The sequence below is a fragment of the Proteus sp. fly-1013 genome (assembly GCF_040140245.1).
GTDB classification, from domain to species: Bacteria; Pseudomonadota; Gammaproteobacteria; order Enterobacterales; family Enterobacteriaceae; genus Proteus; species Proteus mirabilis_B.
In genome coordinates this window covers 158,647-175,582 of record NZ_JBEEWD010000002.1, presented here as the reverse complement: position 1 = coordinate 175,582, position 16,936 = coordinate 158,647, and the positions used below count along the sequence as shown (strand labels likewise).

12 protein-coding genes and 1 pseudogene are annotated in these 16,936 nt (G+C 34.7%); 12 read left to right on the top strand and 1 reads right to left on the bottom strand.

Features of this window, described 5'->3' with window-relative positions; translation table 11 throughout:
• The first annotated feature begins 108 nt into the window (after positions 1–108).
• A complete protein-coding gene (mrcB, locus tag ABN236_RS04725; protein ID WP_349473490.1) occupies positions 109–2,415 on the top strand; it encodes a bifunctional glycosyl transferase/transpeptidase in 2,307 nt (768 codons plus the stop codon).
• A gap of 92 nt (positions 2,416–2,507) precedes the next feature.
• On the opposite strand, the gene hemL is transcribed toward mrcB, so the two are convergent.
• On the bottom strand, positions 2,508–3,794 hold the full coding sequence (gene hemL / locus ABN236_RS04720) for a glutamate-1-semialdehyde 2,1-aminomutase (RefSeq protein WP_109407918.1): 1,287 nt from the start codon (positions 3,792–3,794) through the stop codon (positions 2,508–2,510).
• A 275-nt stretch (positions 3,795–4,069) separates the two neighbouring features.
• On the opposite strand from hemL, the gene erpA reads away from it, so the two are divergent.
• From erpA to ABN236_RS04665, 11 genes and pseudogenes are all read left to right on the top strand, one after another.
• A complete protein-coding gene (erpA, locus tag ABN236_RS04715; protein WP_088493601.1) occupies positions 4,070–4,414 on the top strand; it encodes an iron-sulfur cluster insertion protein ErpA in 345 nt (114 codons plus the stop codon).
• A 740-nt stretch (positions 4,415–5,154) separates the two neighbouring features.
• Positions 5,155–5,673 carry an Hcp family type VI secretion system effector gene (locus ABN236_RS04710; protein ID WP_036933014.1) on the top strand — a complete coding sequence of 173 codons (519 nt, stop codon included), beginning with the start codon at positions 5,155–5,157 and terminating at the stop codon, positions 5,671–5,673.
• Positions 5,674–5,772: 99 nt separating this feature from the next.
• Positions 5,773–7,935 carry a type VI secretion system Vgr family protein gene (locus ABN236_RS04705; RefSeq protein WP_349473489.1) on the top strand — a complete coding sequence of 721 codons (2,163 nt, stop codon included), beginning with the start codon at positions 5,773–5,775 and terminating at the stop codon, positions 7,933–7,935.
• Positions 7,935–9,155, top strand: coding sequence for a DUF4123 domain-containing protein (locus ABN236_RS04700; RefSeq protein WP_349473488.1), 1,221 nt, complete (start codon positions 7,935–7,937; stop codon positions 9,153–9,155). Before ABN236_RS04705 ends, ABN236_RS04700 begins: the two co-directional genes overlap by 1 nt.
• Positions 9,152–12,379, top strand: a complete 3,228-nt coding sequence (locus ABN236_RS04695) for a toxin VasX (RefSeq protein ID WP_349473487.1) — start codon at positions 9,152–9,154, stop codon at positions 12,377–12,379. The genes ABN236_RS04700 and ABN236_RS04695 overlap by 4 nt, the downstream gene beginning before the upstream one ends.
• Positions 12,379–13,305 carry a hypothetical protein gene (locus ABN236_RS04690; protein ID WP_349473486.1) on the top strand — a complete coding sequence of 309 codons (927 nt, stop codon included), beginning with the start codon at positions 12,379–12,381 and terminating at the stop codon, positions 13,303–13,305. The genes ABN236_RS04695 and ABN236_RS04690 overlap by 1 nt, the downstream gene beginning before the upstream one ends.
• Positions 13,306–13,410: 105 nt before the next feature.
• Entirely contained in the window at positions 13,411–14,355 is a 945-nt protein-coding gene (locus ABN236_RS04685) for a hypothetical protein (protein WP_349473485.1), read from the top strand.
• Positions 14,356–14,404: 49 nt separating this feature from the next.
• Entirely contained in the window at positions 14,405–14,674 is a 270-nt protein-coding gene (locus tag ABN236_RS04680; protein WP_165125637.1) for a PAAR domain-containing protein, read from the top strand.
• A gap of 23 nt (positions 14,675–14,697) precedes the next feature.
• A complete protein-coding gene (locus ABN236_RS04675) occupies positions 14,698–15,624 on the top strand; it encodes a hypothetical protein (protein ID WP_349473484.1) in 927 nt (308 codons plus the stop codon).
• A gap of 105 nt (positions 15,625–15,729) precedes the next feature.
• A complete protein-coding gene (locus ABN236_RS04670; RefSeq protein ID WP_349473483.1) occupies positions 15,730–16,683 on the top strand; it encodes a hypothetical protein in 954 nt (317 codons plus the stop codon).
• 49 nt (positions 16,684–16,732) lie between these two features.
• A pseudogene (locus ABN236_RS04665) lies at positions 16,733–16,924 on the top strand (PAAR domain-containing protein).
• Positions 16,925–16,936 lie beyond the last annotated feature (12 nt).

Genomic DNA, 16,936 nt, shown 5'->3' with positions numbered 1-16,936 from the left:
AGTTTTATTCGTATTTGAGAGCTTTCTTGTGGGATCACACAGAAAAATAGCGACAATGTTAGGCTTCTTTATCCCGTGATAAAGGGGTTTTAATGAGAGATACAGTTCATGAGTAGAAAGAAAAGACCAGCGAAACAAACCAAAAGAGGTCGTTCTTGGTTTTGGTTATTTGTCAAAATCGCCATTGTGGTTGCGGTTTTAATGGGCATTTATGGTGTTTATTTACATTCTCAAATTAAAGAGCGCCTTGATGGCAATGTTTGGGAATTACCTGCCGCGGTTTACGGACGTACCGTTAACTTAGAACCGGGCATGAATTATAGCCAAAAAGAGATGGTGAGCTTACTTGAGGGTATGCAATACCGCAATGTTAACAAAATCACTCGTCCCGGCGAATTTGTGGTAAGAGGCAACACGATTGAAATGTTGCGCCGACCTTTCGATTTTCCTGATGGTCGTGAAGAACAAATTTTAGCTAAATTAGCCTTTGAGCAAAATTCCTTGGTTAGTATTACTAACATGGATAATCAACGGCAATTTGGCTTTTTCCGTCTTGATCCTAAATTAATTACCATGATGCAATCTGCAAATGGTGAACAACGCTTATTCTTAGCAAGGGATAAATTTCCACAATTATTAGTGGATACGTTAATTGCAACAGAAGATCGCCGTTTCTATGAGCACGACGGTATCAGCCTTTATTCTATTGGCCGTGCAGTATTAGCGAACTTTACGGCAGGTAAAGCAGTTCAAGGTGGGAGTACCTTAACGCAACAGTTAGTGAAAAACCTGTTTTTGACTAACGAAAGAACGTTAAAAAGAAAGCTTAATGAAGCCTATATGGCGATCATTATGGATGCGAGTTATAGCAAAGATCGCATTTTAGAACTGTATCTTAATGAGGTTTTTTTAGGGCAAAGTGGCGATGAACAAATTCGAGGCTTCCCTTTAGCTAGCCTTTACTATTTTGGTCGTCCTGTTGATGAATTAAGCCTTGATCAGCAAGCGCTTTTAGTGGGTATGGTTAAAGGTGCATCTGCTTATAATCCTTGGCGTAACCCTAAAGCAGCGTTAGAGCGCCGTAATGTGGTATTAAAACTACTGCAAACCCAAGAGATAATCGACCAAGAGCTTTACAATGTGCTTAGTGCGCGTCCTTTGGGTGTGAAGCCACGTAGCGAAGCGTTAACACCTCAACCTGCGTTTATGCAACTGGTTCGCCAAGAGTTACAAACAACCTTGGGCGATAAAGTGAAAGATTTATCAGGTACAAAAATTTTCACCACATTAGATCCTGTCTCACAAGATGCAGCTGAAAAAGCGGTTGAAGTGGGTGTCGCGGATATCCGTAAAGTTCGTAAAATTGACGATCTTGAAGGGGCGATGGTTGTTGTGGATCGCTTAAGTGGTGAAGTAAGAGCCTTAGTGGGGGGATCTCAACCACAATATGCAGGTTTTAACCGTGCATTATCAGCCCGTCGCTCGATTGGCTCTTTGGCAAAACCCGCGACCTATTTAACCGCATTAAGTGAGCCAGAGCGTTTTCGTTTAAATACATGGCTTGCTGATGAACCGATTTCAGTGCCTATTCCGGGGGGGAAACCTTGGCAACCTCGTAACTACGATCGTGGTTATAAAGGTAAATTAATGCTGGTGGATGCGTTAGCAACCTCACGTAATATACCTACAGTAAATCTTGGTTTAGAAGTGGGATTAGACCAAGTGATCAAAACATGGATCAACTTAGGCGCACCAGCGGAAAATCTAGAAAAAGTGCCAGCGATGTTATTAGGTGCATTAAACTTAACACCAATGGAAGTGGCTCAAACCTTCCAAACAATTGGTAGTTTAGGTAATCGCGCAAAATTGTCATCATTGCGTTCTGTGATTGCCCAAGATGGTACAGTGCTTTACCAAAGTTATCCTCAAGCTGAAACAACTGTTTCACCTCAAGCTGCTTATATGACGCTATTTGGTATGCAACAAGTGGTGAATTCGGGAACAGCATGGCGCGTATTAAAACCAAAATTTGGTAATTACAACCTTGCAGGTAAAACCGGTACCACTAACGATCTCCGTGATAGTTGGTTTGCGGGAATAGATGGCAAAGAAGTGACGATTTCGTGGATGGGACGCGATAATAATGGCCCAACGAACTTAACGGGTTCAACCGGGGCATTGTTGCTGTACCGTAATTATTTAGAGAATCAGGCACCGCTGAAATTAAATCCACCAGTGCCAGAAGATATCGCAGAGATGTCTGTTGATGCTCAAGGTAACTTTGCTTGTTATGGCGGCGGTGTTCGTACTTTACCTGTATGGACAGCAAATCCAGATGGATTATGCACACCTGTTCAGCAAGATACTGATGAAAGTGGCGCCCCGAAATGGTTAAAAGATTTGTTTTCTGAGTAAGTAATCACATAGATTAGCTAAAATAAAAACGGCACATAAGTGCCGTTTTTTGTTTATTCGCATCTTATTTTTATTAAAAAACGAATCGAATATTAGCCCTTCATCTGAGCAAAAGCATATTCCGCTGCATCAATAGTGCGTTGAATATCTTCTTTAGTGTGAGCAATAGACATAAAGCCTGCTTCAAATGCAGAAGGTGCAAGGTAGACACGTTTTTCTAGCATTAAATGGAAGAATTGTTTAAAGCGTTCAACATCGCAGTTCATCACATCTTGATAGCAAGTGACTTCTTTTGCATCCGTAAAGAACAGACCAAACATCCCGCCAACATGGTTTATAACCATTGGAATGCCCGCTTGTTGTGCTTTTTCAAGTAAACCATCAGCCAGCATTGTTGTTAGTTCATTTAATGTTTGATGAACACCGGGTTGTGATACTTCGTGTAAACACGCAAGACCTGCTGCCATTGCAATTGGGTTACCTGATAAAGTACCTGCTTGATAAACAGGGCCAATTGGTGCGAGTTTAGACATCACTTCCATATGTCCACCAAATGCACCCACTGGCATACCGCCACCAATGATTTTACCTAAGCATGTTAAATCAGGATCAACATCGTAATAAGCTTGTGCGCCACCTAATGCCACGCGAAAACCTGTCATAACTTCATCAATAATCAGCAATGCACCAAACTCATCACATAATGCACGTAAGCCCGGTAAGAAGTCTGCTTTTGGTGGTACGCAGTTCATATTGCCCGCAACAGGTTCAACAATGATACAAGCGACTTCTTCAGGGTAATTTTCAAATGCTTGGCGTACAGAATTTAAATCGTTGTAAGTACAGGTTAAGGTGTGTTTTACAAAATCAGCGGGTACACCCGGTGAATTTGGTTGTCCCATCGTTAGCGCGCCAGAGCCTGCTTTAACTAATAGGCAATCTGCATGACCATGGTAGCAACCTTCAAATTTAATGATTTTGTCACGACCCGTGTAACCACGAGCAAGGCGAATAGCGCTCATTGTCGCTTCTGTACCTGAGTTCACCATGCGAACCATGTCCATAGAAGGTACCAGTTCAGTGACTAGGTTTGCCATTTCAACTTCAGCAGCCGTTGGTGCGCCAAAGCTTAGGCCTTTTTGTACCGCGTCAGTAACAGCATGACGAATGGAAGGGTGGTTGTGACCTAAAACCATCGGTCCCCATGAGCCGACATAGTCAAGGTAAGCTCGTCCATCAACATCATAAATATACGCACCATTAGCACGTTCAATAAAAAGAGGGGTTCCACCTACACCGTTAAATGCTCTAACAGGTGAGTTGACACCGCCGGGGATCACTTGTTGTGCGAGATTATAAAGCGTTTCAGACTTGCTCATGTCAGACTCCTAATGATGGGTGAGCGTAAGATTAAGGCGTATTCTAAAGCACCACGCAGATGAAGCCAAATACACGACAACAACATTTTGATTTATCACTGTTATTGTGGGTGCGTGATTTATCGTAAAAAGCGATAGGTAGCAAAAAGTGTATTTTGTCCACAACAAACTTGAAGGTTATGAGCAGGTATTAGATAATCATCACATTATATCAGCAAGAAATATAAATTTTTGCTGGCTGTTTTTTTGCTGGAATACCCAGTCTGGAGTGAACAATGAGTGATGATATGGCTCTGCCGTTACAATTTACTGACGCGGCTGCAAATAAAGTAAAAGATTTGATTGCGGATGAAGAAAATCCAAATCTGCGTTTACGTGTTTATATCACGGGTGGCGGTTGTAGCGGATTCCAGTATGGTTTTACCTTTGATGATGCAATGAATGAAGGTGATATGACCATAGAAAAACAAGGCGTTGCCTTAGTGGTTGATCCGATGAGTTTGCAGTATTTAGTGGGCGGCTGTGTGGATTATACTGAGGGATTGGAGGGGTCGCGTTTTATTGTGACGAATCCTAATGCTACGAGTACGTGTGGTTGCGGTTCCTCTTTCAGTATCTGATCTGAAAGGTTGTGGCTGCGTCAAAGTTATCCTTTGTTAGACAGTGTGCTCACAAGACTCACATACTTATGTATGCTCGTTTGTTGCGCACTGTCTGTCGCGGATAACTTCTTGCTCGCTCACAACTTTTGTCTGTGAAAGTTTATTGGTTACTCTTTTCTTTTTTCTCTTCTCTTCTCTTCTTTTTTCTTCTCTTCTTTTCGTTATTTATTCTTTCTGAGCTTATTTCATAAAATCACTCTATGGGTGATATTTTTTCCTCTATTTAAATAAATCTTCTGCGATACACTAAATTTTAGGTGCGGATTTTTTGTCCTTTGAGAATAAAAATCGTAGTTTGCTTATTATTTTGAAAATAGGGTTATTTTTTCCTTATAAATCAATATTGTTACAAATTGAAACAAAATACACACTTTGTTACATATTAAAAATCCATGTACATTAGAACTGGCTGGCTTTAGCGAGATTTCGGACATTTGCGAAAGAGAATGATGTAAGTAAATACACTTATTTTAAGAAACGAAAGCAGTAAATAACGTCTGAACAATTATTTTACGCTAAGTCACTTATCCTACGAGGATACAACGTCCTTTCTCTCTGCCCCTTTCTTTACTTCCTTCCAAAATTACTTAAGCTACTCTAATCAAATCGCAGTGCGCACTGGCTGATTTTTTGAAAAGGACATCAACAATAATAGTTTTGTTGAGAAACAATAACTGATAGTTAATTAAGGACTTGCCATGCCAACTCCATGCTATATCTCCATTGAAGGAAAAACCCAAGGCAATATTACTGCGGGTGCATTTACGGCTGAATCAGTAGGAAATATTTATGTTCAAGGCCACGAAGATGAAATGCTGGTGCAAGCATTCTCTCATGTAGTGACTGTGCCCACTGATCCACAATCGGGTCAGCCTTCAGGTCAACGTGCGCATAAACCTTTCCGTTTTACGGTGGCGTTAAACAAAGCGGTTCCTCTGCTGTATAACGCCTTAGCCTCGGGCGAAATGTTGCCAAAAATCACATTAAAATGGTATCGCACCTCGGTTGAAGGGAAGCAAGAGCATTTCTTCACCACCACATTAACTGATGCCACCATCGTGAATATCGATTGCCAAATGCCACACTGCCAAGATCCGACTAAGTCTGACTTCACTCAACTGATCGAAGTATCTCTTTCTTATCGCAAAATTGATTGGGAACACACCGTTGCAGGGACATCAGGCTCTGACGACTGGCGTGCACCACTCGAAGGTTAATTCTTCACACTTTATTTATGGGCTCTGTCATGAGCCCATTGTTCTCTGCATTTTTTGTCTTTTTTATTGCGTGTTTGTCACATTTAAATGGGAGCTTTTATGTCAACGAATGACGCTAACAATACCCCTAAACCTCGTTTGGTATTAGATGATCCGGCATCATCTCGCCCTTTTGAAATAGGGATGACATTCTCTGAACAGCAAGCTCGCATTAAAAAATACAGCGAATTACTCGACACCCTAGGAAAGGGATTACTTCATACAGGGTTAGTGTTTACTTGCCAAATTGGCGATTTACCTAAAAGTACTTTTCAAGTCACTCAGTTTGATTTAAACGAAGGATTATCAGAGCTTTTCACGCTTTCGATACACGCGGTGAGTGAGCAACGTGATATTGATTTTGCCAACCAATTAGGTGTGGCTTCATCATTAACTGTCAGTCGTGACGGTAAAACAATCCGCACGGTTCAAGGCTTACTGGCGAGTGCTGAACAAGGCAACACCGACGGCGTTAAAACGTGGTATCAATTTGTTATTCGTCCTGAAATGTGGGTAATGACGCTTAATCAAGATAGCCGTATTTTCCAACATAAAACGGTACCTCAAATTCTTCAGCAATTGCTAGATGAAGCCCATATCAAATATGACAACCAGTTCTATCAACCCGAACTGCATCAAACTCGCCGCTATATCACGCAAAAGCGCGAATCCGCTTATGCCTTCTGGTGTCGTTTAGCGTTTGAAGAAGGGATCAATTTTTGGTTTGAAGAAGGGCCAAAACTGTTTTATAGCGACAATCATTTAGGGATGACGGCGGGGATCACGCTGACGTATAACCCACAAGCAGAAACCGATATTACGGATACCACTGCCACCACATGGCGCTATACCGAACGTTTATGCAGTGATGTGCGTATTGACAAAGATTATAACCCAATACGTCCTTCTTACCCGTTATCACAAAACACAACGGGTGACGTTCATCAGCAACACCCTGTTTTTGAAAGCTATGGCCGTTTTCAAGAAGAGGCAGAAGCGCAGCCGCTAAATCAATTACGCTATGAGCAATCTCAAAATTATCGTCAAACAGGCTCAGCAAGCACTAACTGTTTTGCGTTAATGCCGGGCAAAGTGTTTACCTTAACCAATCACCCAAGTGCGCGTATGAATTCACGTTGGCAGGTGATCAGCGTTTCGCATCATGGCGTACAGCCCTCTGCGGATAACGGTGGCGGTGAGGGAACTCAACTTTCAAATAATGTCACTTTTATTCCCGGCACGCAGGAATGGCGACCGCCTTTTCATTATAAACCGCTGGCGGATGGTGATGAGTTGGCGACAGTCGTTGGTCCAGAGGGTGAGGAGATTTACACCAATGAACAGGGCGCGGTAAAAGTTTATTTTCATTGGGATAGACGCGGAAAGCCTGATCATAGTGGTTCGTGTTGGTTGCGAGTGGCACAGGGTTGGAATGGCGATGGCTACGGCTTTATGGCGATCCCTCGCATTGGGCAAGAGGTGATTGTGTCTTATTTAAATGGCGATATTGATAGACCAATTATCACCGGTTGCACCTATAACGGTCGTAATGCTCCCCCACTTGATTTACCCAAAGAAAAAACCCGAACCACATTTCGCACCAAGACCCATAAGGGTACTGGGTTTAATGAACTGCGATTTGAGGATGCCGGCGGACGTGAAGAAGTGTATTTACATGCGCAGAGGGATCAAAATACGCATATTAACCATAATAAATTTCAATATATTGGTAAAAATGAATCTCATGAAGTTGCAAATGATCGCAAACATGAGGTTTGTCATGATGAATTTATTCGTATAGTTAATGAGCAAACCCTTAACGTAGGTGTCAATCAATTCGAGCAAATTGGTAAAGATCGCATTACTCGGATTGATAATCATTGGAAAGAAGTGATCCATGCCAGTCATTTTCAAGAAGTAGGTGAAAATAAACAATGTGATATACAAAATGATTATAAATTGACAGTTGCTGGTGGTATTCATTCTCATACCAAAGTACATACTCTACAAGCCAGTGAAACGATGATAATTAAAGGGAAATCAGGAAGCATTCAACTGGATGCTCAAGGTGTCACTATTACTGGAAATATTACACTAAGAGGGAATGTTTCTATTGTAGGCGGAGCTCCGGAAGTTGTACCTTCATTGGAAGCTGCTGTAAATGAAGGGCTTCCATTATCGGAAGATTGTCGAGCAAAAGCATTAAAGCAGGATACGCCATAATGACTTCGACAATAAATGAAATCTATCAAAATTATTGGGTAGCGCAATGCCACTATACTAGAGAGGGTGAAAAGTTCTGTGGCTATATGACATTATTAGGGGAAAATGAAGATCAAGCTATTAATGAAATGCGCCATTATTTTAGCCAATATAAAAATCAGTACAGTGCCGCAATATATGATGATATTGTTCCTGCAATAACGTTTATTAAAAGAAGCAATAAACTTGAATTACCTTTAATTCGTCAATTACGTAAACAAAATAGTGAACACATAAATGCTATTCTTATTGATGAAAAAAACCTAACAAATCCACTTCCTTCGGAAAAAGGCGATATTTATTATCAGTCAGGTTCTCCTGAGTTTATTAATGGTTGTACATTATATTTAGTGATTGATAGCGGAGAATATCTGCGTCAAACAGGGCGATCACTCATTCCTATGTTATATGGCTCTTGTTTGCCTTGGCAACCTCTTTATCAAGGAGAGACTCAAACCAGTTTAGAAGATAATGCACCCTATCTAGTACAAATTTTATCTAATAAAGCAGGGCAACAATTATTAGATGACTATATGTGTATGCCAAATAAAGGAACATTAGGATTATTTTTAAATAGTACTAAACCATTTTTTGAATTACATCGTCAATTAAGAAAATTAACTTATTTATATAACCAAAAGTTAAATACGTGGAATTTTTTCCGATTTTATGATGTTACACATTTTATTCCTTTTATTGAATCATTAAAGGAAGGACAACTTCTTAATGTTGTTAGTGGTATCAATGCGTTCTATGGTTATAATAAAGAATATATTGATGGTGTTAAAATTACATTTGATCCTCACTATTTAAATGATGATGGGGTAAGAGAATCATTATTTATTAATGAGAGGTTGTATAGATATTATTCAAATCTAACATTAATACAGAATATAACAAAAGCAAAACAGTTAATTATTCAATTTTCGCCAGATGCTAATGAAAATAATGCGATTGAATTAGATAACTATTGTCTAAAATTAGCTAATCAAAGTTTTTTAGAAGATATCACACAGACACAAGCTATTTTATACACTTTATTGGCTCGTTATATCAGTCGCAATGATCTTCAAAAATGGAAAGAGGCGACTGAATATGCAATGCCTTATAAACATAACCAAGTTCTTTTTAGCTATCATCGCTATACATATTGTTCAAATAATCAAGGAGTGAACTCATGACGGAAAAAAATAAAATTACAACAGAAACTGAAAAAAAGACTAATACAGTTGATGTTGTTCAAAAAATAAATGAAATGAGTCCTCGTAATTTACAAGCAGATGCAGTTGTATGTCCATGTGAAGATGATCATAGAGCAGTGTATCCAGTAAGGTATGCGTATTCGAATTTATATGGTAATGAAAAAGCAAAAGCTGCATTACCACCTCCTATAGATACATTACTTAATGCAAGCAGTGTTGATGAGAATCGAGGATTTTCAGCTCGTTTATTACGACAAGGCTGGATCTATATTTTTGAAGAGGGATCGTTTCCAACAAGAAATAATAAGATTGGTAATTTAATTATTTTTGAACATCAAATAAATTATTCTTATAATGAAAAATTATATAATGAGGGGGATGATAGTTCTGAAGGTTTATCTGCGAAAAAAAATGGAGTAGCGGAAGAAAAATTCATTAAGAATACTGTTTTTATCGATGAAAAATCAGGTGAATTAATTACCAGCGAAGATAAAAAACAATATCCTTATTTGACAATAAAAAAAGATGTCATTAATGCATCTTTTTTATTTAGTGATATAGAACTATCTCCTTATATCTTAAAAAAGATTATCAAAAATAAAAAATATAGAAAATCTTTCATGCAATTCATTAACTTGATATCTTTAGAAAAAAATGATTATTGTATTAAACCAACGGAAGAAAATATTTCTGCACTTATCGAAGACTATAAAAATGAGGAGAAAAAATTTGAAACATTTATTGATGAAGCTAAGAAAATAAAACGGGATCTACCAGGTGAGTACTTTTCAGAAGTAACAGGCAATATAAGTGTTACTCAAAATACGAAAAAGCTTGTTAATCAACTTCAGAAAACATTAGATGAGAATGAAAATGCTACTCTAGTAATTCTTTATGATCCTGTCGGTTATCAAAAAGATATATTATCACTTTATCTCTTTGTTACTGGTATTTATACTTTATTTCAAGGGCATTGGAGTTATCCTAATACAATAGGAACATTTATTAAGAAACTTGATGAACAGACAAAAAGTGAAAGTATGTCTCCTGAAGCAGGGAAAGAGCTAAAAGAAATCCTTGAGAAAAGTATAAAATTTGATGATTTAAATAAATATACGGCACAAATTGAAAATTGCTATTTAGATTTTCAAAAAATCCAATTAAACATTGTTAATCTCTATCAAGAATTTCTAACGAGTTCTATGATAGCACCTAAAATAGGCGGAATTCAAAACTATGTAGATCATGTTTTTTTAATAAAAGAACAACTAGAAGAAAGTAATGTTTGGCATAGTGATTTTTTAAGAGATCTTGTTAGCTATTGTGAACTTCATTCTACATTATTACATCCATTACATAGTTCAAAAGCAGGAAAAGAATTACTTGATTCATTATATTCCTTCAAGGAAGATGATGATTTTCTAGCAGGCTTTGCAAAAGTGATATTTTATATCTTATCTCAAGATAAGGTTAGAGATAAAAGTAATGAGAAGTTAAGTGAAAAAATACTTCCAGTAGTAAAATCTGCAATTTTTATTTTTTGGGATTCATTAGGTTATGCTTTTACACATACTCATAATAAATTAAAGAATATTTCTACTCATTCAAGAGGGATCAGTTTAAAAGGAGTAGATATAATAGCCAATAAGATCCTTCCTGCAATTTTATCCTACTTTGGTATTTATGTAAGTTACACTAATTTTAGTGAAATGACTGGGGAGCAATTTAATAAATTAATAAACAAGTTAAAACAACAACCTTCATTTTCAATAAATAATCAAAAAATAATGGATAAAATGTTTAATTGGAAAGAAAGAATTAAAGGTGCCGGTAATAATGTAGTAATAAATTTGCCAAATTTTAAATGGATATCAGAAAAATTAAACACAAACAAGAATTCAAAGTCAAATAAAAATTCAAATTTTAATTTTTATGATGTAAGTGCAACAGCTCTTATTGCAAAAGATGTTTTTTGGCTTGTTAGTGGAATTATTGGGCTTGCTACAACTAAATATCCAACTGAATTTGAAAAAAATAATCCATTAGCTTTACAAGCACGAAGTATATATTCATTGCAAATGGGATATCATTTATTTGCAAGTATACAAGCTATTTTTGATATTCAAAGTACTATGCAAAAATATGCAAGCCTTGTTATTAATCCTAGATATAGTATGTTTTTAAAAAGAATGACATTACCTGAAATTAATGCTCGATTTAGTAAGGTTGCCTTAAAAGGAATTTCATGGGCTGTAATAATTCTTGGTTTTGCACTTCCATTATTTGAATCTAATTCAGCTTTTACAATAGGTAATGATGGGTTTGCTTGGGCTAAAGTTACAGAAGCTTTTAGCTCACTGGCATTATCTTTAGGTATAATGGCTTTAGGTGCTGAAGCTGGAGTTCTGGCTATTTTAAATCCTATTGGGTGGCCTTTAATTATTATTGGGATATTAGGACTCATTGGAAGTTATATTTATAGTAAAAAATATGAATGGGGAGCATTGGAGAAATTATTACAAAATTGTTTTTGGGGTAAAGGTAATCAATATATTGCTTATGGTAAAAAAGATAAAAATAGTGAAAGAGATAGTAAAATTGGAAATCAACTTAAAAAATATATAAATAAATTTGATAAAAACCATCATTATTTTCAAATAGAATTACAAGAATTTTATAATATTTTTTTCTCTCCTAAAATAGAAATAAAAAATGTTGTTTCTAATAATAATGATTATAAACGTAGTTTATCTTACAGATTTATATTGCCGAATTTTAAATTTGGTATTTCTGAGGTAGAATATAAATTAATTGAAAATATTTATGTTTCTAATGCAGATGACTATGATTCAGCGAAGTATCATTTGTCGGAGTATTATAAAGATCTTTCTTTTTTTATGGAGTTTAATTCTAGAAGATATTATTTGTCAAATAATAAAAAGTATAATGAGATTTTTAAAACATCACTAGAAAAGGCAGTAGCTCGTGCTATAGAAAAAAATTGCTTTGATAAAGATGGGAATTTTATTATTACTTTTGATGTTGAATATAAACAGGATATTTATAATCCAACAGAGTCTATATCATCAATTTATTGGTATTATAAGGTTGATGAAGGGAAAAATATTATTTCTCCAAGGAGATATAAAGATTTTGAACTTAACAAGGAATTAATTGGTTTTGTTAATGATAAGGTAAATTAATGGCAAGTTTATTTAGTGGTACAAATCATCCTCATAAGATAGAAATGAATTTTTTTAAGAGAGATAATGATAATTATAATTCCAATATTAAATTAAAAGACTTTGATTTTTTAAATGAATTGAATGAAGATGAATGTGAAATTGATTCTCCTAATAGAAATATTATCAAGAATATGGCTATTCCCATTTTTATTGTACTTTTTTTTAGTTTTATTTACTTATTACATGATAAATGTGAACGAATTTATTATGGAACAATAAGATTTGAAGAAAGTGTGAAAATATATGAGAAAGATTATGATAAAGAATATTCTGTAGTTAGCAATAGTTGGAAAGAAATATATGATGCATACAAGCCATATTTTAACCAAAAAGTCACTTATTGGGATTACCTAAAAGCTTATTATTCTGGTGATTTTTATCAAGGAACAAAAAATGCAATTTATCAAGAGATTGCATTATTTTCTATGCCATTAATTGGAATGATATTAATGGGGCTAATTATTTTTTATATGCCTTGGGTGGTATTAAAAGTAGATAGAAAGCGGCAAATTCTTTATGTCTGGAATTCCAGACAGTTATTAGTGACACGTTATTGTGATGCTGAATTTGGTTATGCAGGTACATTAATGTTCTTAAAACTTTATTGTCTTGATAAAAAAACAGGAAAATTAATAGAAGGCTATTTTAAACCCAATATTTCATACTCAACAGGTCTTTTAGTGAGTAGAACGGCTGAAAATAAGCATTTTGTGACTTTTATTAATACGTTTATGAAAGAAGGTCGAGATGCAATTAGCCAGACTAATTATAGTCGAAGAAAACCGCTTGTTTGGTTTAATAAAAACCCACTCCCTACTGATTTTGAGCAACAAGTAAGCTGCATTTTAGCCGAAATCGATAAAAAGAAAGTCAAAAATGCGTAGCACAATCCAAGGACGAAAAATCATTTTAAAAAATGATACTACCAATACTAAAGGAACCGTATTAAGCGGTTCTTTATTGATGATTAATATAGATTGATATCCACGATGGAACAAAAACACAAACTCAGTGATCACTGTGAATCACTATTACAAACAGAAACATCAAAAATGACTCAATATCAAGCTGGTGCGCTTGATTTTGTGGAAAAAATAGACAATTTACGTTTGGTAATACGCCATGCTTTTTCTAATGGAAGGACTATGTTAGCGATTCCTTTTGTTATCGGCTTACTTTGGGCTTTTAGCTATGGTGTTAAAACAATTTATATTGATCCTTGGAAAAATACAGAATCTCTTTTCCTTAGAATATTAGATAAGAAAGATAATAAGAATAATATATTTATATTACCCCAGCATAGGGATAATGATGAATTAGAAAAGAAATATATTCAGAATGGAAAACTTTCTTTTATAAATTATTGGGACTATTATTATAGCAATTCATTTATAAGAGAGAAAAGCATTATTTTAGACTTGTTTTTACTATTAGCTCCATTATTATGTTCTTTACCAATGATCTATTTTGGTTTTATTGCTAGAAATAGACCTTATCTAATATGCGATCGAGAAAAACAATTATTTTATACTTGGGATATGAAAATGAATGTTTATGTTGCTAAGTATTCTCAAATTAATTTTGCAGATATGAAACCAACATTAGCACTTATTTTATATCGAGTTGATGAAAATAATAAGTTGATAGAACATAAATATTATCCAAACTTAACGGTGTTTAGTTTTTTAGGAGGCGGAAGTAGTAATGATAAAGCATGGGGATTAGGATATATTACCAAATATTTATTTTATGGATTAGCTCCTTTGATTGAAGGCAAGTACACAAGAAAAAAATATTCTATTTTTAGAGAAGCGCCTATTCCCAAAGATCTTGATAGACAAATAGAACAACAAGTTGTTTTGGTTGATAAAGAGCTGCCACCTTGTAAAGAAATAGAAGATAAATTATCGGAAGCAATTAAGCATTCTATTTAGATTTTTTAGCTAAGTTTGCTGTTAATAATTTATAAAAGGATATATAAACATGCGTAGCACAATCCAAGGACGAAAAATTATTTTAAAAAATGATACTACCAATACTAAAGGAACCGTATTAAGCGGTTCTTTATTAGCAAAGCAAATACATGAAATTGCCTGTTTAGGCGATGAAGTTTATTGCCCTGCTTGTCAGCAAAAAGGCAAAATTATTGAGGGGGATACCATGATGAAAATAAACAATATCCCTGTCGCGTTAGAGGGGCATAAAGTGCAATGCGGCTGTTTAAAGGGTTGTGTATTAGTAGCTATTGAGTAATTAATCATTTTTATGGAAAGATAATGGCAAGTTTATTTATTGGTACAAATCATCCTCATAAAATAGAAATGAATCTTTTTAAGGCAGATAATGATAATTATAACTCAAGTGTTAAGTTAAAAGACTTTGATTTTTTAAATGAGTTAACTGAAGATAAATGTGAAATTGATTCTCCTAATAGAAATATTATCAAGAATATGGCTATTCCTATTTTTATTGTGCTTTTTTTTAGTTTTATTTATTTATTACATGATAAATATGAAAAAATTTATTATGGGAAGAGGGGGTTTATTGATGATGTTATTTTGGTTGAGAATAAATATAATAAGAATAACTTAGAATTAAGTGAAGATTGGGTAATTGTATTTAATAAATACAAGCCATATTTTAACCAGAAAATTAATTATTGGGATTACTTAAAAGCGTATTATTCTGGCAACTTTTATCAAGGAACTAAAAATGCCATCTATCAAGATATCGCATTATTTTCTATGCCATTAATTGGAATGATATTAATGGGGCTAATTATTTTTTATATGCCTTGGGTGGTATTAAAAGTAGATAGAAAGCGGCAAATTCTTTATGTCTGGAATTCCAGACAGTTATTAGTGACACGTTATTGTGATGCTGAATTTGGTTATGCAGGTACATTAATGTTCTTAAAACTTTATTGTCTTGATAAAAAAACAGGAAAATTAATAGAAGGCTATTTTAAACCCAATATTTCATACTCAACAGGTCTTTTAGTGAGTAGAACGGCTGAAAATAAGCATTTTGTGACTTTTATTAATACGTTTATGAAAGAAGGTCGAGATGCAATTAGCCAGACTAATTATAGTCGAAGAAAACCGCTTGTTTGGTTTAATAAAAACCCACTCCCTACTGATTTTGAGCAACAAGTAAGCTGCATTTTAGCCGAAATCGATAAAAAGAAAGTCAAAAATGCGTAGCACAATCCAAGGACGAAAAATCATTTTAAAAAATGATACTACCAATACTAAAGGAACCGTATTAAGCGGTTCTTTATTGATGATTAATATAGATTGATATCCACGATGGAACAAAAACACAAACTCAGTGATCACTGTGAATCACTATTACAAACAGAAACATCAAAAATGACTCAATATCAAGCTGGTGCGCTTGATTTTGTGGAAAAAATAGATAATTTACGATTAGTCATACGCCATGCTTTTTCTAATGGCAGGACTATGTTAGCGATCCCTTTTGTTATCGGTTTACTTTGGGCTTTCAGCTATGGCGTTAAAACAATTTATATTGAACCTTGGAAGCAAACTGAAAAAAGATTTCTAAATAGTTTAGAATATAAAAGAAGTTTAATAAGCGAGCAGTTTTTTATTTCAAAAAAAAGAGAAATAAAAGAGTCTTATGAAGATATTTATATAAAAAATGGCCACCTCTCTTTTTTTGATTTTTGGCATTATAATTACTATAACAATGACTTTCTATACAAAAAAAGTATTGCTCTTGAATTATTCTTATCTTTAGCCCCTCTATTATGTTCATTACCAATGATCTATTTTGGATTTATTGCAAGAAATCGACCTTATCTAATATGTGATCGAGAAAAACAATTATTTTATACTTGGGATATGAAAATGAATGTTTATGTTGCTAAATATTCTCAAATTAATTTTTCAGATATGAAACCAACATTAGCATTTATTTTATATCGAGTTGATGAAAATAATAAGTTGATAGAACATAAATATTATCCAAACTTAACGATGTTTAGTTTTTTAGGAGGAGGAAGTAGTAATGATAAAGCATGGGGATTAGGATATATTACCAAATATTTATTTTATGGATTAGCACCTTTGATTGAAGGCAAGTACACAAGAAAAAAATATTCTATTTTTAGAGAAGCGCCTATTCCCAAAGATCTTGATAAACAAATAGAACAACAAGTTGTTCTGGTTGATAAAGAGTTGCCACCTTGTAAAGAAATCGAAGATAAATTATCGGAAGCAATTAAGCATTCTATTTAGATTTTTTAGCTAAGTTTACTGTTTATAGTTTATAAAAGGATATATAAACATGCGTAGCACAATCCAAGGACGAAAAATTATTTAAAAAAATGATACTACCAATACTAAAGGAACCGTATTAAGCGGTTCTTTATTAGCAAAGCAAATATATGAAATTGCCTGTTTAATTCCCGTCGCATTAGAAGGGCATAAAGTGCAATGTGGTTGTTTAAAGGGTTGTGTATTAGTGGCTATTGAGTAATTAATTATTTTG